Raw genomic sequence first — 18,664 nt, forward strand, 5'->3', positions numbered from 1 at the left:
AAGTTCAAAACTACCTTACAATTCTACATAAGGGATTAAGCAAAAAGGTTTGTTTAAAATATCTTCCCAGCTGTAATAGTTATCTTTTGCTGTGAGTTCAGGATATTTTTCGCTTTTCAGGCGGTATGTACTGTAACATTCCCAGGAGTTATCGCTAAGATGTAAATGAACTTCATTCATCTTTACCCAGGCCATAATCCTTATAAATTTTTCAATTCATCTACAGTAAAAAACTTTCGGGCCATATCAATCATTAGTATGGGTTTTTCATACTGTGGGGGGTCGATAATTGTGCCGGCTGAAAGTTTATCATTTTGTTAGCCTGAGAGAATAACTGTAGCAATTTCTGGTAATGTGAACCAGGCTAGTGTATGAGTCGGCTTTTATAGCTGTATTCATACCCGGTTCTATCTGGTAAGCATCCTCTTGAGCTTTAATGTTTAAATACGCTGTGTCAAATTCCAGGTTGAGAACAAAATCTCCCGGAGCATCAACAAGCGGAATCTCAAGATCTATCAGTTCAAGTTTAAATCTGTTTAACAGTAGTTGTTCTTTATCATTAATATTAGAAGGGAATTTTACATGTATTACTTTAAAATGTATTTGACTTCCCGTGGGATTCCACTGTTGGGGTGCAGGGACGATATTTATGAAATGTTGGGCAAGAGCACAGAAGTGGATTAATGCAACAATAAAGATTAGAGTTAATTTTTCATGAAAATTGGGAGAGGGGTTATACAATTAGCTACAGCCTAATACAAGATATGAGCAACAGAAACAAAAATATAGTAAAAGCCCTGCTGAAATTTCAGCAGGGGTTTACAGTAGAGGGTAATTATAATTAGGGAAGTCTTATGCCTATTATTTTAGAAATTCAGTAATTATTGAGTAGGGTTCTGCGTTAAAGTTCCGGGGTATGAATTGATTGCATCTTGTGGAATGAAGAATATCACCCTATAATCGGCACTATATTAAAAACTGTGTAAGTTTTAAATAAAGGGGTTTGTTAGCCCCGTTATTTTTTTAACCTTGCCTGCAAAATCCAGGCACTAATATTTACACATTGATGAAAAAAGAAGATCTATTCGATGATGAGTTTTTAAAACAGTTTAAATCCGGAGAAGAACTTAGCAGCTTTCTCAAGCAACTTCAAAAACGAGGATTGGAGAAAATACTTGAAGGTGAACTTGATGGCCATCTGGATTACGACAAGAACCAAAAGTCTGGATCTGGAAATACCAGGAACGGTTATTCTCAGAAAAAGGTTCGCAGCTCTTACGGTGAAGACACTATAAAGGTTCCCCGCGACCGTGATGGCTCTTTTAATCCCATGATCGTTCCCAAACGAAAAAACATGGTGGACGGGATTGAAAATGTTATTGTATCACTATATGCAAAGGGAATGAGCAATAGCGATATTGAGGAGCAAATCTCTGAGGTGTATGGTTTTGATGTCTCTACTTCTACTATATCCAGAATTACAGACAGAATCAGCAATGATATCGTAGCCTGGCAAAATCGTCCTTTAGAGCCTGTGTATCTGATCGTTTGGATGGACGGAATCGTATTCAAGGTTCGAGAGAACTCTAAGGTAGTCAACAAAACCATTTACATAGCTGTAGGCCTTAGAAGAGATGGTAAAAAGGAAGTTCTTGGCCTTTGGTTAGGAAAGAATGAATCTGCCGCCTTCTGGATGAGCGTATTGACCGATATGAAAGCCCGGGGAGTTGAGGACATTTTAATCACTGCCACTGATAATCTCAATGGATTTACGGATACCATTAAGAATGTTTTTCCACAGTCTAAAACTCAAATCTGTGTGGTTCACCAGATCAGAAACGCCTGTAGGTATGTAGTTTGGAAAGATAAAAAAGCCTTTACCAGGGATATGAAGTTGATATACGATGCACCTACCAAACAAGCCGCAGAAGCTGCCTTGGAAGATTTTGCCACCCAATGGAACTCTAAGTATTCTTATGCGATAAAAAGCTGGAGGGACAACTGGGAAGACCTTACCGTCTTTTATGAGTTCCCGCTGGAGATCAGGCGAATCATTTACACCACCAATCTTATTGAGAACCTGAATGGTAAGATCAGAAAGTACACTAAAAACAAATTATCCTTCCCAACCGATGATGCTGTAATGAAATCTGTATATTTGGCTCTGAGGGAAGCAACCAAAAAATGGTCTATGCCCATTAGAAATTGGGGAATCGTCCTCAATCAGTTCTTGACTATATACGAAGAAAGGGTTCAACTTTAGATAAAAAGTCAAACCCCTTTATTTAAAACTTACACACTTTACGGGATAGTGTCCTATAATCAGTGGCTGAAATATCCTCACGCTGGTTGTGGGGACCTGGATACTCCCGTTTTAGAGTTTTCCCATTCCTAAAAACATCGTAACTTCGTTCTGCTTGGAAAGCAAGTTCCGATTGGCGCTCCTTATCAATTAATGTGCTGGCGTTTGTATCGCTTATTTCATTATATCCTCCGTTTACAATAGAACGTTCTCTAACAGTATTTAAATCTGCCAAAGCAGCACCATAATTTCCTAATTTCGCATAGGCTTCTGCTCTATTGAGATAGATCTCTCCTAAACGGCTTATAACAGGGGAGTGCAAATGCGATTCCTCTCCTTCAAGTGAGGCTTTTGTAATGTAAAATTGAAGGTAAACCCGGTTGAGTGTTATATAGTTGTCTATAACTCCCGTATAAGATTTATTTCCATATTGAATAGAATAAATACCCTGTTCACTGTCAATGGGAGTGAGTGAATAATCGTTAGAGCCTTCTGTTGCAGTAAGGTTACCGCCGTTTCGGGTAATCTCTGCCTGTACATAATTTAAAACTTCGCCATCTTCCTTAATAAAACGAAAAACTTCGGTGTATTCTCCTGTCTCAGCATTTGTTGCATAAGTAGGGCGGATGAAAGCTGCACGTGCATCTTTCATGTGATAGCTTTCAAGACGCCAGTCATTTCGTCCTGTTTCACTTAATAATTCGAGGTGTCTGGCACTGGCATACATTTCTCCCCAGCACATTCCGCCAATATTGGCATACATTCCCCCTACACCATAATAGTGATCATAACCCGAGAATTCTGAAGCTACACGTTTAATTGCAAATATTGTTTCTGGATTGTTTTCAGGAATATAGGTGTTATATTTCATGAACTGTTCTCTTGGTAATAGAGAAAATTTGCCAGAATTGATCACTTTGTCAGAGTACTCTATTGATAGTTGAGCGAATTCTGTGTTGGGAGATTCATAAGTACCGCTCATGTACAAATATATACGCGATAACATGGCCTGAGCTGCTTCTTTTGTAGCATAGATTGGTTCTTTATCTATAGTTAAAAGTTCCTCTGCTTTTTTCAGGTCTTTAATGGCTTGCAGGTAGCTCTCTGCTACTGTAGCGCGATCGGGTAATTCGAGGTTGATAACATCTTCAGGAGTGCCATTAACAATAGGAACTCCCAGGTTTGTTTCTGGATTTTGATAGTATGGACGGCCAAAAGCCCGGGTAAGATAAAAATACATCATTCCACGAATGTAGTAAGCCTCACCTATACTGTTGTCTATTTCTGTACTCTGCCCCTCGTCAACCATAGCTATGACATTAGAAGCTTGAGCAATAGCTTTGTAACCAGAATCCCAGAACTGGGTGAGTCTATAGTTGTTGGGAGTGCGGGCATAGGAGATAAATTCATAAAAAGCATCTGTAGATGATCCACGTATCATCATATTGTCTCCTGCATATTCTCCCATCCTGTGCATGGGATCCGATCATGCTTTTAACTGTGCATAGGTTCCATTTAGCAATGCCTCAAGCGCAGCATCAGGATCATCTACAATTGTTCCAGAATCCATACTACCATGAGGTAAGCGGTCAATTTCACAGGCTAAAAATAATATTGCGGCCAAGAAAGTTGTAAATATTTTTTTCATGATATTCCTATTTAAAATGATACGTTAAGTCCAAACATATATTTACGAGTGGAGGGATATACACCTGGGCCAGTTGATCCCATAATAGCTCCTCCGCTACCTGCTGGGATTTCAGGATCTACTCCGGAGTAATCTGTAATTACAAATAGATTCTCTCCAGATAAAGAAATACGCAAATTGTCTATTGATAATTTGCTGGTAGGAACATTATATCCTAGCGTTAGAGACCGAAGCTTCAAAAAATCTCCATCTTCTAAAAAACGTGTAGAAGGTGCATTTGCTTTGTCTTGATTATTATATCTAGCAATGGGATGTGTGGCTATATCACCTGGTTTTTCCCAACGACTCCAACCTGGTCTTAATTTCATTTGATTTCTGTCTGTGTATGTGCCGTCGGAATCATATTCTTGTCGGGAATAGTTATAGATTTTACCTCCTATGGCAAACCCGAACATGGCGCTAAGGTCAAACTGTTTATAATTTATAGCAGTTGAAAAACCACCGAAAAGATCAGGAGATACCTTTCCTGTTTTTTCAAAAGTAGCTTCTGAATAATTGCTTGTAGTAGTTCTGGACAGTTCGTTCCCTTCACCATCTCTCTCCACCTTATACCATAGTGGTAATCCATTTTCCGAATTTACACCTGCCCATTCCTTGAGGTAATAAGTGTCAACAGGGCGACCTGGTTCCAGCATGCGTTGTGCAGAACCTGCAATGCCCAGTCCATCACTTATAATTATAGGCCTAACAATGTAATTTCCGTCAGAATCTTTTGTTTTGTACAATTTGGTTAATTCATTGGTATTATGACCTAGGTTGATATCTAAACTCCAGATTAGATCTTCATTGTTTATGAGATCTCCTCCAAGACCAATTTCAAATCCTTTGTTTTGCATTTCCCCAATGTTTTGCCAAATACTGGTAACACCTGTCAAACCAGTAATTGGAACCCGGTAGAGAATATTTTCTGTATTTTTAATGTAATAATCAAAAGTAAATCTCAAACGATTTTTAAATGCACGTGCGTCTAATCCGATACCGCTTGTATAGGTTTTTTCCCAAGTGAGGTCATTATTCCCTATTTGGCTAATAAGAGCTCCGGATTGTTCATAATAACTAGCACCACTAGAAACGGAGTATAAATCGTACTGGGGGTAAAGAGATGTGGGTTTATTCCCTACTGAACCGTAAGCTGCTCGTAATTTTAAAGCGTCTATCTGCTGTACCCGGAACCATTTTTCAGTATGAATATTCCATCCACCACTGACTGAAAAGAAATTCCCGTATTTAGCATTCTCACCAAAATTAGAAGCGCCATCTCTTCGAAAAGAAATTTGAGCTAAATATTTACGGTCATAAGCATAATTAGAATTAAAAAGAACTGATTGTACAGCCCACTCACTTACACCTCCTTTAGTACGTTCAGGTTTGGCCACGACATCCAAAACCTCAAAGCCTGGAATAAAACCTGTACCGTAGGCATCGAGAGAGGCTCCTAAATAATCATTAAATTCATAAGCTATTAAGCCCTGTAGATCATGCTTATTCCATTTTTGATCGAATCTTAAAATTTGATTAGTATATCGGCGGGTACTTTCTGATCGGTAATCTGTTATTCTTCCATCTACACTTTTACCACCATTTGATCGGGGGTCGGTATAACCATTAGTCTTATAATGAATATAACGATAGCTGTTGACAGAAGAAAAAGTTAACCAATTGGTCAATTTGATGTCAAAATCCATATTTCCCATGAACTGGTAGTTTTTATTTGACGAGTGATTCCATTGGAGATCATATAAATAATTTGTGCTCGCACTATTCACCCAACTGCTGGAACGGTGAGATACAAGGTTTCCCTCATCATCATAAGGACTATCCCACGGCAGGTTTGAGTATATAGCTGTTGTCGAGTATTGACGGTCCTCGACATCACGCAAGGAACCGGTTAAAGATGGTTTGATGGTTAACCGTTCAGTAGGTCTGTACTCAGTATTTAATCTGAAGTTGTAACGTGTGTAATCGTATCCTTTGACTGCTCCTTGTTTATCATATAAACCTAAGGACAAATAAGAACGAAGAGTCTCGCTCCCTCCTTGAACAGAGACATTAATATCCTGCGTAAAACCATTTCTTGTTGCCAAATTCCACCAGTCAAAGTTACTATTTCGCAAATCAGCATTCCAACGGGGAAACGAAATTTGGTCAGAATTAGAAAATGAGGCATAATAGTCATAGAGCTCTGTCCCATTCATCATTTCTAAATTTCCATTGGTTAATTCATTAAAGCCTATGTTGGATGACAGACTTACTTTTGTCTCTCCCATTTTAGCCCTTTTGGTTGTTACTACAATCACACCATTGGCTCCTTGTGACCCATATATGGCTGTAGAGGCTGCATCCTTGAGAATTGTTATAGATTTAATGTCGTCTGGATCCATTTCTCCTGCATCAGATCCAATTATTACACCGTCTACTACCCAAAGAGGGCTGGTCGTTCCGCTTAAAGTAGCCTGTCCACGAATTACCACACCTCCTCTTGAGCCTGGTTGCCCAGACCCTGGAGCCACATAGACCCCCGGGGCTTTTCCATTAAGCATATTTTCAACAGAAGGGGATGTAATATCTCTCAATTCTGTGCCTCCAACAGTTTCTAAAGCTCCAGTAAGACTTTCTCTTTTCTGGGTGCCATAACCCACTACTATAACTTCATCTAAAGCAGCAGCACCTTGCTGGAGCGCGATATCGATTTCGCTCCTGTTGTTAATATTAATTTCCTGAGTGGTGTAGCCTAAGTATGAAATAACTAAAGTTGCGTTGGCGGGAGCCTCAAGTACAAAATTCCCGTCAAAATCGGTCATGGTGCCATTAGTAGTACCTTTTTCAATGATGTTAACACCTGGAATAGGGGTCCCTGTATCGTTGTCTACGACTTTTCCGCTTACTTCTACTGTAGTTTGTCCCAACATAATGATGGAGAAGAGTAGAAAATAAGTGGTCAATACGATTTGTTTCATAAGTCTGTTAGAGTTGTTTTTGTTTAGTTTTAAGAAGTTGAACAGAAATTAAACAGTAATCGAAAGAATTTATTCTTCAATAACTTCTGCTAAGTTATGTTTTTGCATATTAATTCCAAATAAAATATTAATAATTATTTATGTAATTATGAGTGTTTTACTGTTTATGAATGCATTTTTTGTAATGAATGCCTTATGAAATAAGGGTTTCGCCTTTATTCTGAATAAATTTAAAAAATTGTAAAATTGAAGGAGTATATAAATTAATTTAAATGCGGAAGTATTAATTAGCTATATAATAGGCAAACGAATATTTTTAATTTCCGAAATATTTCATTTCTTTTGTAAAGACAAATTTTTTTGTAGTTTTACTTGAAGAGTTAAATTGTCAACTTTATCACCCATCTTAAAAATAAAATTTGTGAATATATACACGCAACAGGAGATTACAGGGCAGCCCGAAATATGGCGGTTAACCTTTGAATTGATTCGGCAGAGATCGAAGGAAATAAATGAATATTTACAGCCTATTTTGGCAAACAAGGAATTGCAGATCCTTCTGGCTGGTGCCGGGTCTTCTGCTTTTATAGGCGAGGCAGCCCAGGGTATTATTCAAAAACAAACAAATCGTGATACAAGAGCTATAGCTACGACCGATGTTGTGACTCATCCTGAAAATTTCTTGTGTGTAAATCGTCCTACTTTACAAGTATCTTTTGCCCGTTCTGGGAATAGTCCAGAAAGTTTGGAAACGCTGAAGTTAGTCAATCAGTTCTGTGAGGAGTCTTATCATTTGGTGATTACTTGTAATAAAGATGGTGACTTGGCTCAGTACGCTTTGGCTCATCCAAAAACAGCCTTTGCTTTTTTATTGCCTGAAGGTGCCAATGATAAAAGTCTGGCTATGACTGGAAGTTTTTCTTCTATGTTGCTTAGTGTTTTATTGATCTTTAGTAAAGAAAATGTAGAAGAAAAGAAAGGCGAAATAGCCTCTCTTGTGCGACAGGCTCAAAATATACTTGCGAAAAGGAAAGATTTAAAAGAAATAGCAACAGCAAAATACGAGCGGGTAGTTTTTTTAGGATCTGGACATTTATTAGGAATTGCGCGCGAATGTGCTCTTAAACTTCAGGAGCTTTCTGATGGGATAGTTATTTGCAAACACGATTCTTTTCTTGGATTTAGACATGGCCCCAGGGCGGTTACCAACGAAAAAACTTTGATGGTTTACTTATTCTCATCAAACGACCACGCATATCAATATGAATTAGATCTTGCTAAATCTATAGCCGGCGATGAGCGAAATATAGCTTGTGTTACTATAGGTAGGGAGCAGGAGGTTGAATTAAATCCGCTTCTTAATATCGATCTTGATTTTGAAAAAGAAAAAGAACTTTATATAGTAACAGTGGCCCTGGTTGGGCAGTTGTTAGGATTATACACCTCCCTGGAGCTTGGCCTGGACCCCGATAATCCCTCAAAATCTGGTGCCATAAGCAGGGTCGTAGAGGGTGTGGTGATTTATGACTATCCAAATAGTACAAAAGCATGATCTTAAGTGTTTGTCCAAATCCTTCTGTAGACACTTATGCATGGATCGACACCTTTAAAGCAGGTGGGGTAAATCGCATAGAGCGGGTGGAGGAATTTCCAGGAGGCAAGGGAGTGCACGTGGCCCTTGCCCTTGCCGAGTTAGGTAATACATCAAGCCTAATAGGTGCATGGACAGGAGGTGCAGGTAATTGGATTAAAGACCAATGTGCGCAGAAGAATGTAGCTGCTTTAGGCATTGAGCTCGAAGGGAACATTAGAAAATGTTACACGTTTCGATCGGGCAAAAGCGAGATGAATAATTCTGAACTGCTTGAACCTGGACCTGAATTCACCTCTCAAAAATGGCATTTTTTTAAAGAGTTTTTCCAGGATGCAATTGGTAATACCAGGGTAATTTGCATGGCGGGTTCCTGGCCTGTAAATGCCCCCGTAGATGCTTATGCACAGCTTATTGAAGCAGCAAATAAACAAAATGTTCCCGTGATACTTGATTGTACTGGTATTCAACTGAAGGAGGCACTTAAAAAAGGGTTTTTTGGGCTTCATTTAAACCAGGAGGAAGCCAAAAATTTATGCGGAAGTGAGGATATTCAAGATGTAATGAAATTCCTGAGTGGTAAGGTAGAGATGGTGGCTTTAACCAGGGGAAAAGACGGGCTGGTGCTTGCATATCAAAACAGGGTTCTAACGGCCAATGTAAAAATAGACAAAGTGGTAAGCACGGTAGGCAGTGGCGATTGTCTTACAGCCGGACTGGCACATGCCATTTCCAGGAATTTAAGTATCGAAGAAACAGCTGCATATGGAGTAGCATGTGGTGCTGCAAATTGCCTTTTTGAAGACCTGGGCCAGTTAAGAATAAAAGATGTACAAAGTCTTTTGCAAAGAGTAGAAATAAAGGAAATAATACATGAGGCGTAAAAAATTATTGGTGGTAGGGGAGTTGAATACTGATTTGATCTTAAACAACATCAACGGATTTCCCAAAATAAGCGATGAAATTGTTGCTGAAGAAATGGATTTTACAATTGGTAGTTCTTCAGCTATAATGGCTTCCAATGTGGCAACTATGGGGACTCTCACTTCTTTCTGCGGAAAAATTGGAGCAGACAGGTTTGGAGAATTCGTGCTTACTGAACTTCAGAAGAAGAATGTAGATACCGGCTATATTAGGAAATCTGATACCCACAAAACCGGAATTACCATAGTAATGAACTACGACCAGGACATGGCAAATGTAACTTATTGTGGGGCGATGGAAGATTTTACAATTAATGACATTCCGTGGGGGGGCATTAGATGAATTCGATCACTTTCACCTTTCCAATTTTTTCCTTCAGAAAGGTATTAAACCAGACATTTTAGAAATTTTCAAAAAAGCTAAAGCCGCCGGGCTTACTACATCTCTTGACTTGCAGGTAGACCCCGAAGATAAATGGGATTTTGACTATAAAAAAGTCCTGCCCTATGTAGATATCTTTTTTCCAAACCAGTCTGAATTGCTCAATCTTACCAAAAAAGATGACCTGGAGGAGGCAATTTTAGCCTTAAAACCTGAAGTAAATATTGTAGCTATTAAAATGGGGACTGAAGGCTCACTTTTGGTATCGGGAGACGAGCGAATAATTGAACGTCCTTTTATAAATCGACATTTTAAAGACGCCATAGGTGCAGGTGATTCTTTTAATGCCGGGTTCATTCATGAATATCTCAAAGGCTCTTCCTGGAAAGCCTGTTTAAAAAATGGCAACCTTATGGGGTCTTTAAATACAACCTGTGCAGGAGGTACCACGGCATTTACTACCGCTTCAGAAATAGCATTAAAAAAACAACAAATCGAGAATAAAGAACTTTAAGTATGAACCTAAAGGAAAAATTACAGGGAATTTACCACTCAAAAAAGAGGTTTACTGGCTACCAATTTTTACAATCTTGAAACGCTGCACGGGGTGCTGCAGGCCGCTGCAAATGTTGGGGAGCCAATAATACTTCAGCTTACCCAAAGCTCTATAGATTATATGGGTTTAGATACTGCAGTGAAACTTGGTAGAGCGGGCTTGAAGCAATTTGGCGTTGAAGGTTGGATTCACCTTGACCATGGTGGTTCTGTAGTGCTGGTGCAACGTTGCCTTGATGCAGGTTTTGATTCTGTAATGATAGACGGAAGCGAACTTCCATTTGAAGAAAATATAAAAATTACTCGTGAAGTTGTTGAAAAGGCTAAAAGTTACGGGGCACATGTAGAGGCAGAGCTCGGTTTTGTTGCCAAGCTTGGCCAGGAACACGGGCAACAGGGCTTTACCCAACCCGGGGAAGCAAAAGAATTTGTAGAAGCTACCGGTGTCGATGCCCTTGCTATTGCTATTGGGACTGTCCACGGATTTTATAAAGAAGAACCTAATTTAGATATTGATTTACTTTCAAAAATAGCAAAAAGTACCACGGCTACATTAGTCTTGCATGGTAGTTCTGGTGTGCCACATCAACAGGTGCAGGAAGCTATTTCTAACGGAATTTGTAAGATCAACCTGGCCACCGAGATTAAGAATATATTTATGAATACTTTAAAAGAAAGATTAGCTACCAATGAAGAAATTGATCTTAGAAAAGTATTTCCTATAGCAACACAGGCTATAACTCAATTAGTTTCTGAAAAACTGGAAATGGTAAAGAACGTTTAAGCCCTACTTCAGAAGATAAGAAAAGATGTGTCAAAATCAAAACCTGAATTAACCGATGGCTTAACGTGAAGAGAATCCTTAAGTGATCAGTAAAAAATATCATTATGTTAGACAATTTTATAGATGCTCATGTTCATTTAAATACACGTTTTACTGCTAAGCTCGATACAGCAAAAAAATGGAATGCAAGGTTCTTATCTATTAATACTGATATTCCGTTTTTTGAAAGTATAGAGGAGCAGGAGGCAGTTATTCACGATCTTCAAAAAGAATATCCGCAGGGAATAAAATTCATCACCAGTTTTGATACAAAATTCTGGAATACTGCAGACTGGTTGCCTCATGCCATGCAGCAAATAAAGAGTGGTTTGGCTAATGGTGCTGCAGGTGTGAAAATTTGGAAGAACATCGGGATGGATAAGTCGGTGAAAGATAAGGATGGGATATTTGTTATGGTTGATGATAAAAGATTTGATCCCATTTACGAATATCTTGCTAAAAATGACATTTTGCTTATTGGGCATCAGGGAGAACCCCGTAATTGCTGGTTGCCCTTAGAAGAAATGACGGTTAACAGCGACCGCGATTATTTTGCCGGTCATCCCGAATACCATATGTTTAAGAATCCCGACTATCCTTCCTATCAGGCACAAATGCAGGCAAGGGATAATGTGTTGATCAAGCACCCCGATTTAAAATATGTGGGATTACACCTTTTTAGCATGGAATATAGCCTTGACGAAGTTGCCAAAAGGCTTGAAAAATTCCCTAATTCTAAGACCGATTTAGCCGAGCGTATTTGTCATGTACAATTACAGGCTATGGAAGATCATGAAAAAGTGAGAGAATTTTTCATCAAATATCAGGACCGGATAATATATGGTACAGATGTTATTGAAGATGGTTCTATGACTGATGAAGAAGTTAAAAATAGGTTTGAAGGATTATGGCAGGCCCACTGGGACTTTTTTGCCACTTCTAAAGAGCTCACTGCGCCCGAATTCGACGGAAATTTTAAAGGTCTTGCGTTACCACCTGAAGTTCTGGAAAAGATTTTTCGTGATAATGCCATTAAAACTTACGGTTTTCTTACATAAGAAAGAGAGGATTAATTTTATCTTTTTAAAAAAATCAGCAAAATTTAAATAAAGTTGTTCGAAAGAAGAACTTTATTTACTAGATTGACAGTAAATTACCGAAACTTAAAATTAGTGTAGGAATTTATTATTTTTGCAAAATCCTTTCGTTCTTAAAGAATCAATCGTAAAAGTTATGAATAAAACAGCGTATCGCAGATCTCTTATATTAGAAAAGCTAGATGATGCAGGCCAGGTGAATGTTACCGAATTAAGTCAGTTGCTCAACGTGAGTGAAGTTACTATTCGCAATGATCTTGATAAGCTAGAAAAAAATAAACTCTTAATAAGAGCTCATGGCGGTGCTTTTAAAGCAAATAATATTGCTTTAAATGTTTCGGAAAAGAAAAAAATAAACCTCGATTACAAACGTCTTATCGGTAAAAAAGCAGTAAGCCTTATTAATGAAGACGAGAGTATAATTTTAGATTCGGGAACTACAACTTTCGAATTGTCAACAAACCTGAAAGATTTTAAGAACCTCACTGTAATTAGTAATGCCCTTGACATTGTAAATAATTTATCCCAATACAAAAATCTGGAGGTCTTTATGCCTGGCGGCTATTTAAAAGAATTCAGCATGTCTTTAGTGGGGCCCATGGCCGAGCGAAACTTCAGGCAGTTATATTGTAATAAACTCTTTCTTGGGGTAGACGGTATAAAGGAAAACTCAGGAATCTACACACATTATATGGAGGAAGCCTATCTCAACCAAATCATGATTGAGGTGGCCGAAGAAGTGATTGTAGTGGCCGATTCTTCCAAGTTTAAAAAATCTGGACTTGCATTTATTTGTGGCTTCGATAAAATAGATAAAATAGTGACCGATGCAGGGATTGAACCCGAAATGGAGGAAGCCTTAAAAAAGAAAAATATTGAAGTAATTAAGGCGCAGTAAACCCTAGAGTGCTTTAATTTTCTTATTTTTACAGGAGCCTAACAAGTCGTAATGCGTTATTTGGCCAATTACTGGCAGCCCAATTTTACTATAGATATTACCTTCTACAGCAATACAAAAGAAGTGCCTTTTTATCTTACAGCAAATCGGGTAGAGAAAAAAAAACCGGAAACCCCTTCATTTTCAAATGAAATGTGCCATCCATTTGGTACTTTTTTTATTACTGAATTCTTTCCGGGGAAATTGAAAGACTTGGAGTTGATTGGTGCAAAAAAAGTTGCGGCCCGGCTGACTCTAACTTTGGCAGAGGTGTCAAAAATGGCATTTTCAGCAGGTGTTTCAGCAAAAGATATCGCCCCAAAAACTTCAGGTGTAGTTTCCATACCTTCCAAATTTTTACATGAAAAAAGGAAATTGGTAAACAATAGTCCTTTGCCGGTAGCCTATGAGCTAACTTCCGCAGAAAACAACAAAATTATTGATGAAGATTCCGTTTATGTCAAAGCTGGAATTTTCACCAGGTTATTACACAGCAACAATTTTACAACTTCTGTCCACTTCAAGCATTTAGAGGCTGTAAGCATTTTGAAATAAACAATCATGAAGAATTTTAGATTTATAATTTTCCTGGCCCTGAGTATCGCAGTTGCGAATCCGGTTGTGGCGCAGGCTGTCAAAAATGGCAAAAAAGCAGATATTTTTGTAGATGATAGCGGCGTGATGCGCTGGGGGCATAATAAAGAGGAGGTGAAAGGTTTTGGGGTGAATTATTCTGTGCCTTTTGCCCATGCTTTTCGGTCTGGTAAGAAGATGGGAGTGGATCTTAAAAAGGAGATGCAGAACGATGTTTACCATTTTTCACGTCTTGGCTTTGACCTTTATCGCATTCACATCTGGGACACCGAAATAAGTGATGCAGAGGGAAACCTTCTTAAAAACGAGCATCTTGACCATTTTGATTTCCTTATAAACGAACTAAAACAACGCGGAATCAATTTCGTACTCACGCCCATTGCTTACTGGGGCGGTGGCTGGCCGGAACCCGATACAGAAACTCCCGGATTTTCTCATAAATATGGAAAAGAGGGCAGCCTTACCCATCCCAATGCCATTAAAGCCCAGGAGAATTACCTGGCCCAGTTCCTTGAGCACGTGAACCCTTACACGGGTATTGCTTATAAAGACGAGCACAATGTGATTGCATTTGAAGTCAGTAACGAGCCGCACCACCGGGAGAGCCCGGAGAAAGTGCAGGAATTTATTGAAAGGATGATCGCCTCCATGAAATCTACCGGCACAAAAAAGCCTATTATCTATAACGTGACCCATAGCATCCAGTTGGCCGAAACTTACGCAAAAGCCGGGATAGACGGCGGGACTTTCCAATGGTATCCCACGGGACTGGGCTTTGGAAAAGAACTGGAGGGCAATCTCCTGCCCAACGTGAACAATTATGAGATTCCGTTTAAGGAGGTTTGGGAGGAACACGGACTGGCAAAACTGGTCTATGAGTTTGATGCGGCCGATGTGATGAAATCTTATATGTATCCGGCGATGGCTAGAAGCTTCAGGCTGGCTGGTATACAGATTGGCACTCATTTCGCCTACGATCCCACCTTCATGGCCCCCTATAACACCGAATACGACACGCATTACATGAACCTCGCTTACACTCCTTCAAAAGCCCTGGCGTTGATGATTAGCGGTGAGATTTTTCATGAGTTGCCTATGAACAAGGATTTGGGAGCATATCCTGCCAATCTTAACTTCGGAAATTTCAGGATTAGCTATGAAAAGGATCTTGCTGAAATGAACTCCGAAGAAAAATTTATTTATACCAATACCACCGAAAGTCAGCCGAAAAATCTCAAAAAACTGAAGCAAATAGCAGGAGTTGGAAGTTCTCCTGTCGTAAAATATGAGGGCAAAGGAGCTTATTTTCTTGATAAGCTCGAAAAAGGCGTGTGGAGGCTTGAGCTAATGCCCGATGCTATTGTGGTTAAAAATCCCTTCGGAAATAACAGCCTGGACAAAATACTGGCGGTGATAAATCATGCGGAATGGGAGATGAAGGTCACACTTCCCGACCTGGACGCTAATTTTTTGATTACCGGACTTAATTCCGGAAATGAAGTTTCTGGAAATGCTACTGAAAATGGATTTTCTGTAAAGCCCGGTACTTACATACTTGTCAAAAAAGGCAAAAAAAGCAGATCTTCCTACAAAGGCTGGAGCGAAAGAGATTTGACTGCTTTTGTAGCACCTAAAACCACGGTAGACAGGACTTACCTGGTCCACGAGCCTGTTCCTACACTTACTGAGGGTGAAAAACATGAAATTTCAGCTGAAATTGTTTCAAATAAACCTATAGAAAAGGTTGAAGCCTGGTTTAGAAACGGAAATACTTATGAAAGTGTGCAACTTCAGCATAAAAAGGCATATAAGTATGGTGCGGCAGTTCCAGAAACGTTGCTCAAAAATGGCATTTTAGAGTACCGTATCATCGTTACAACTTCTGAAGGAACCAATACTTTTCCGGGAGGACAGAATGGGAATCCGGGCGAATGGGATTTTGATCCTGATGAGCCTTACAAAATTCGTGTGGTAGAAACTAAGTTTCCGGTTTACCTTTTTAATGCTTCGGAAGACAGCGAGAATATCGTGGCGCGATGGCTGCCAACGCTCAACACCGTGCCTGCTGCGCATCCCGGAGAGGCTGAATTTAGGGTGAATGTGGAAAAGCTTTTTGAAGTAGATCCTGAAAATACCGAAGCAAAACCAGTTTACGACTATTCTTTCCGGTACAATTTTAACAGGAAAGTAGCGGGTAGGGAAGAGTCTTTGGAGGATAAAGTAAAGCTGGTGATCAAAGCCCGCTCTCTTAATGATAAGTCATTAAAACTACAGGTGGCGCTGGTGATGGATAACGGCAGATCTTTTGGAAAAGTTATAGAACTTCAGCCTGAAATTCAGGAATATGAAATAGGTCTTTCAGAATTGCAGCCGGTGAAAACAGTTACTCTGCCGCGACCATATCCATCATTTTTACCATTGTATTTTGAACATGATATCCAGGAACCGTTTAAATTAGAAGACGCTGAAAGTCTGCAGTTTTCAATAGGTCCCGGTCTTTCAGAGTCTGAACAGCAGGAACAGCATGGGGTGGGGATTGTTTCGGTGAGGCTGGAGTAGATTAGTAGTCAGTGGTCAGTAATCAGTAGTCAGAAGTTCAGCACCAAAATACAAGCACCAAATTCCAATTTTTAATCCCTTTTTGGAGGGGTGGCCGCAGGTCGGGGTGGGTTTTATGATATGCCGCTCCTCCGGAGCTCTTTCTCATATCACGTTTTGAGCTATAACTATACCGCTCCTCTGGAGCTAAACTATAATTTCCAGAAACAGAAGCGGGAGATTCCAGCGACCAAGTATTAAAATCGGTACCCAATAAAGTTTCGCCAGCAAATTGATTAAGAAAATATATCAATAGTTTCTACTATAAATCATTCTTTAAATCGGCGTGGGTTTTATGATATGTCGCTCCTCTGGAGCTCATAGGCATCTTTACATTTCTCTCCTATAAATATGCCGCTCCTCCGGAGCTCATTCTTTTATTATGTTTAGAGCTATTACTATACCCTTCCTCTGGAGCTAAACTATAATTTCCAGAAACAGAAGCGGGAGATTCCAGCGACCAGGCATTATAATCGGGACTAAATAAAGTTTCGCCAGAACGTTAATTAGGGAAAGATATCAATTGTCTCTACCACAAATCCTCCTCGAAATATATCCCCTCCAGCGGAGGGGTGGCCGCAGGTCGGGGTGGGGAAGTTGAATTATATGTCGCTCCTCTGGAGCTCATTTTCTTCTTTAATACTCGTGCTATAGATATATTGCACCTTTGAGGGAGACATCAGTTTTCATTAAAAAAGGCCGGTCAAATTTGACCGGCCTTTCTAATTTTCTTTCCGAAGAAATTATTTCATGATCGAATAAACTGCGTAACCTTCTTCGGGCGCCTGAATAGTTACAACGCCACTTTCGGTGGTTAGTGCGGTATATTCGGTATTGCCCGTATAATCCATTACTCTTTTAGAACTCCAGGTAGTCTCTACCGTGTGAGATTTCCGGCCATTCGTAGAGAGATAAAGAAGAAGCCCGGGGTTGCCATTGGTTCCTTTACGATGCATAATGTATTCATCGTTATCTGCAAAAAGTACTTCTACTTCTCCGGTTGCAATAGTATTGTTGATAAGGATCAACTGGTTCAGCTTTTCCTGAAATTGTTCATTCTCATAATCTGAGTAGAAGATGGTAGGATAACCGGGGTGCGTAAGTATAAAAGCATAGGCCATCATCTTATTTTCAGCCGCAATTCTGTTATCTTCATGTGTATCTTTTTCAGTATCGTGATTCGCAGTAAACGTTACCGCTTTATCAGGATAATTTTGCCACACCATATCGCGCGTCAGGTAAGTGAGATCGTCATATCGATCAAGAGCTTCTTCGAGTTTGTAAAAGGTGGAAAAATCGAAGACCGAGATGCCTGTTTCTTCAATATATTTTTCAAGTACAGCAGGATTTCCATCCCACAGTTCGGCAACTCCAAATCCGCCTACAGATTCTATCCAGTCTTTCACCACCCATGGAGCAAAACCTTTAACAAAATCAAAGCGCCACCCGTCAAAACCAACGTTGTTCTTGTAGTATTTGGCTACCGAATTGTCATTCAGCCACAGCCAATCCTGTACATGTTGTACATCGTGATCAAGATCCTGACCAAGAAAATACCCGCTGTCATACTCGCTGGTGTTGTTGGGATGAAAATCTTCCCAGGTGCGGTTAAACATACCTGAGGCATTGCCGTGAGCTTCATCAAAAAGCGTGTAAGTAGAATCCTGAACGTAAGGGTTCCATTCTTTACCTCCTCCCGAGTTATGGTTAAGAACGATATCGGCAATCACTTCAATTCCGTTGCTGTGAGCCGCGGCAATTAGATTGTCTAATTCTTCTCTGGAACCAAAACGGGTTTCGGTGGTTTCATGCTGAAAGTATTCTCCCAGATCATAATAATCTGAAGGGTCATAACCCATAGAATAGCCACCAGACTGCCCTTTTGAAGCAGGCGGAAGCCAGATGCGATTCACACCTGCATTAGCCCATCCCTCAACTTTTTCGGAAATAACATCCCACCATTCATGTCTTGGTTCTACATCCCAGTAAAAAGCCTGCATCATAACGCCGGTACCGTTGTCATAATCTGCCAGGTTTATTGGCTGCGCCTCAACAGGAGGCGGGTTTACTGGTTCTTTTCCCGGATCTGGCTCTCCCGAATCATCATCTGAGGAACATGCGCCCAACATGAGGAGTGAAAAGAGAAAAGGATACAAAAATTTGTTTTTCATATTTGTGGAATTAAATAAAAAAGGCT

General features: G+C 39.7%; 16 protein-coding genes. 10 read left to right on the top strand and 6 right to left on the bottom strand.

All coding sequences use genetic code 11. From position 1 onward, the window contains the following. Positions 1–15: 15 nt before the first annotated feature. Positions 16–216 (bottom strand): family 20 glycosylhydrolase, encoded by a 201-nt coding sequence (locus V5739_RS13485; RefSeq protein ID WP_423820486.1) that lies wholly within the window; start codon positions 214–216, stop codon positions 16–18. Positions 217–309: 93 nt separating this feature from the next. Beyond that, positions 310–741 (bottom strand): hypothetical protein, encoded by a 432-nt coding sequence (locus V5739_RS13490; RefSeq protein WP_423818581.1) that lies wholly within the window; start codon positions 739–741, stop codon positions 310–312. Positions 742–1,066: 325 nt separating this feature from the next. Here V5739_RS13490 and V5739_RS13495 point away from each other — a divergent pair, with 325 nt between their 5' ends. Beyond that, the gene (locus tag V5739_RS13495) at positions 1,067–2,263 is read left to right on the top strand and encodes an IS256 family transposase (RefSeq protein ID WP_423818582.1); all 1,197 of its coding nucleotides are present in this window, start codon (positions 1,067–1,069) and stop codon (positions 2,261–2,263) included. 22 nt (positions 2,264–2,285) lie between these two features. On the opposite strand, the gene V5739_RS13500 is transcribed toward V5739_RS13495, so the two are convergent. Genes V5739_RS13500 through V5739_RS13510 form a run of 3 tightly spaced genes read right to left on the bottom strand, consistent with a single transcriptional unit; the run spans position 2,286 to position 6,967 of the window. Beyond that, complete coding sequence (locus tag V5739_RS13500) at positions 2,286–3,779, bottom strand: RagB/SusD family nutrient uptake outer membrane protein (RefSeq protein WP_423818583.1); 1,494 nt, start codon at positions 3,777–3,779, stop codon at positions 2,286–2,288. A 9-nt stretch (positions 3,780–3,788) separates the two neighbouring features. After that, a complete protein-coding gene (locus V5739_RS13505) occupies positions 3,789–3,950 on the bottom strand; it encodes a hypothetical protein (RefSeq protein ID WP_423818584.1) in 162 nt (53 codons plus the stop codon). An 11-nt stretch (positions 3,951–3,961) separates the two neighbouring features. Continuing rightward, positions 3,962–6,967, bottom strand: a complete 3,006-nt coding sequence (locus V5739_RS13510; protein ID WP_423818585.1) for a SusC/RagA family TonB-linked outer membrane protein — start codon at positions 6,965–6,967, stop codon at positions 3,962–3,964. A gap of 421 nt (positions 6,968–7,388) precedes the next feature. On the opposite strand from V5739_RS13510, the gene V5739_RS13515 reads away from it, so the two are divergent. From V5739_RS13515 to V5739_RS13555, 9 genes are all read left to right on the top strand, one after another. Next, positions 7,389–8,519, top strand: coding sequence for an SIS domain-containing protein (locus tag V5739_RS13515; protein ID WP_423818586.1), 1,131 nt, complete (start codon positions 7,389–7,391; stop codon positions 8,517–8,519). After that, a complete protein-coding gene (locus V5739_RS13520; RefSeq protein ID WP_423818587.1) occupies positions 8,516–9,442 on the top strand; it encodes a 1-phosphofructokinase family hexose kinase in 927 nt (308 codons plus the stop codon). Before V5739_RS13515 ends, V5739_RS13520 begins: the two co-directional genes overlap by 4 nt. After that, complete coding sequence (locus V5739_RS13525; protein WP_423818588.1) at positions 9,432–9,824, top strand: carbohydrate kinase family protein; 393 nt, start codon at positions 9,432–9,434, stop codon at positions 9,822–9,824. The genes V5739_RS13520 and V5739_RS13525 overlap by 11 nt, the downstream gene beginning before the upstream one ends. After that, positions 9,796–10,377 (top strand): carbohydrate kinase family protein, encoded by a 582-nt coding sequence (locus V5739_RS13530; RefSeq protein ID WP_423818589.1) that lies wholly within the window; start codon positions 9,796–9,798, stop codon positions 10,375–10,377. Before V5739_RS13525 ends, V5739_RS13530 begins: the two co-directional genes overlap by 29 nt. 93 nt (positions 10,378–10,470) lie before the next feature. Continuing rightward, positions 10,471–11,202 carry a class II fructose-bisphosphate aldolase gene (locus tag V5739_RS13535; protein ID WP_423818590.1) on the top strand — a complete coding sequence of 244 codons (732 nt, stop codon included), beginning with the start codon at positions 10,471–10,473 and terminating at the stop codon, positions 11,200–11,202. 104 nt (positions 11,203–11,306) lie between these two features. Continuing rightward, positions 11,307–12,299, top strand: a complete 993-nt coding sequence (locus V5739_RS13540; RefSeq protein ID WP_423818591.1) for an amidohydrolase family protein — start codon at positions 11,307–11,309, stop codon at positions 12,297–12,299. 175 nt (positions 12,300–12,474) lie between these two features. Further along, complete coding sequence (agaR, locus tag V5739_RS13545; RefSeq protein WP_266070277.1) at positions 12,475–13,236, top strand: transcriptional repressor AgaR; 762 nt, start codon at positions 12,475–12,477, stop codon at positions 13,234–13,236. A 51-nt stretch (positions 13,237–13,287) separates the two neighbouring features. Further along, complete coding sequence (locus V5739_RS13550; protein ID WP_423818592.1) at positions 13,288–13,830, top strand: hypothetical protein; 543 nt, start codon at positions 13,288–13,290, stop codon at positions 13,828–13,830. Positions 13,831–13,836: 6 nt separating this feature from the next. Further along, on the top strand, positions 13,837–16,428 hold the full coding sequence (locus tag V5739_RS13555; RefSeq protein ID WP_423818593.1) for a hypothetical protein: 2,592 nt from the start codon (positions 13,837–13,839) through the stop codon (positions 16,426–16,428). Positions 16,429–17,210: 782 nt separating this feature from the next. Here V5739_RS13555 and V5739_RS13560 read toward each other — a convergent pair. Then, the gene (locus tag V5739_RS13560) at positions 17,211–18,638 is read right to left on the bottom strand and encodes an alpha-amylase (RefSeq protein WP_423818594.1); all 1,428 of its coding nucleotides are present in this window, start codon (positions 18,636–18,638) and stop codon (positions 17,211–17,213) included. Positions 18,639–18,664 lie beyond the last annotated feature (26 nt).

Source organism: Salinimicrobium sp. TIG7-5_MAKvit (assembly GCF_049569215.1).
Taxonomy (GTDB): domain Bacteria; phylum Bacteroidota; class Bacteroidia; order Flavobacteriales; family Flavobacteriaceae; genus Salinimicrobium; species Salinimicrobium profundisediminis.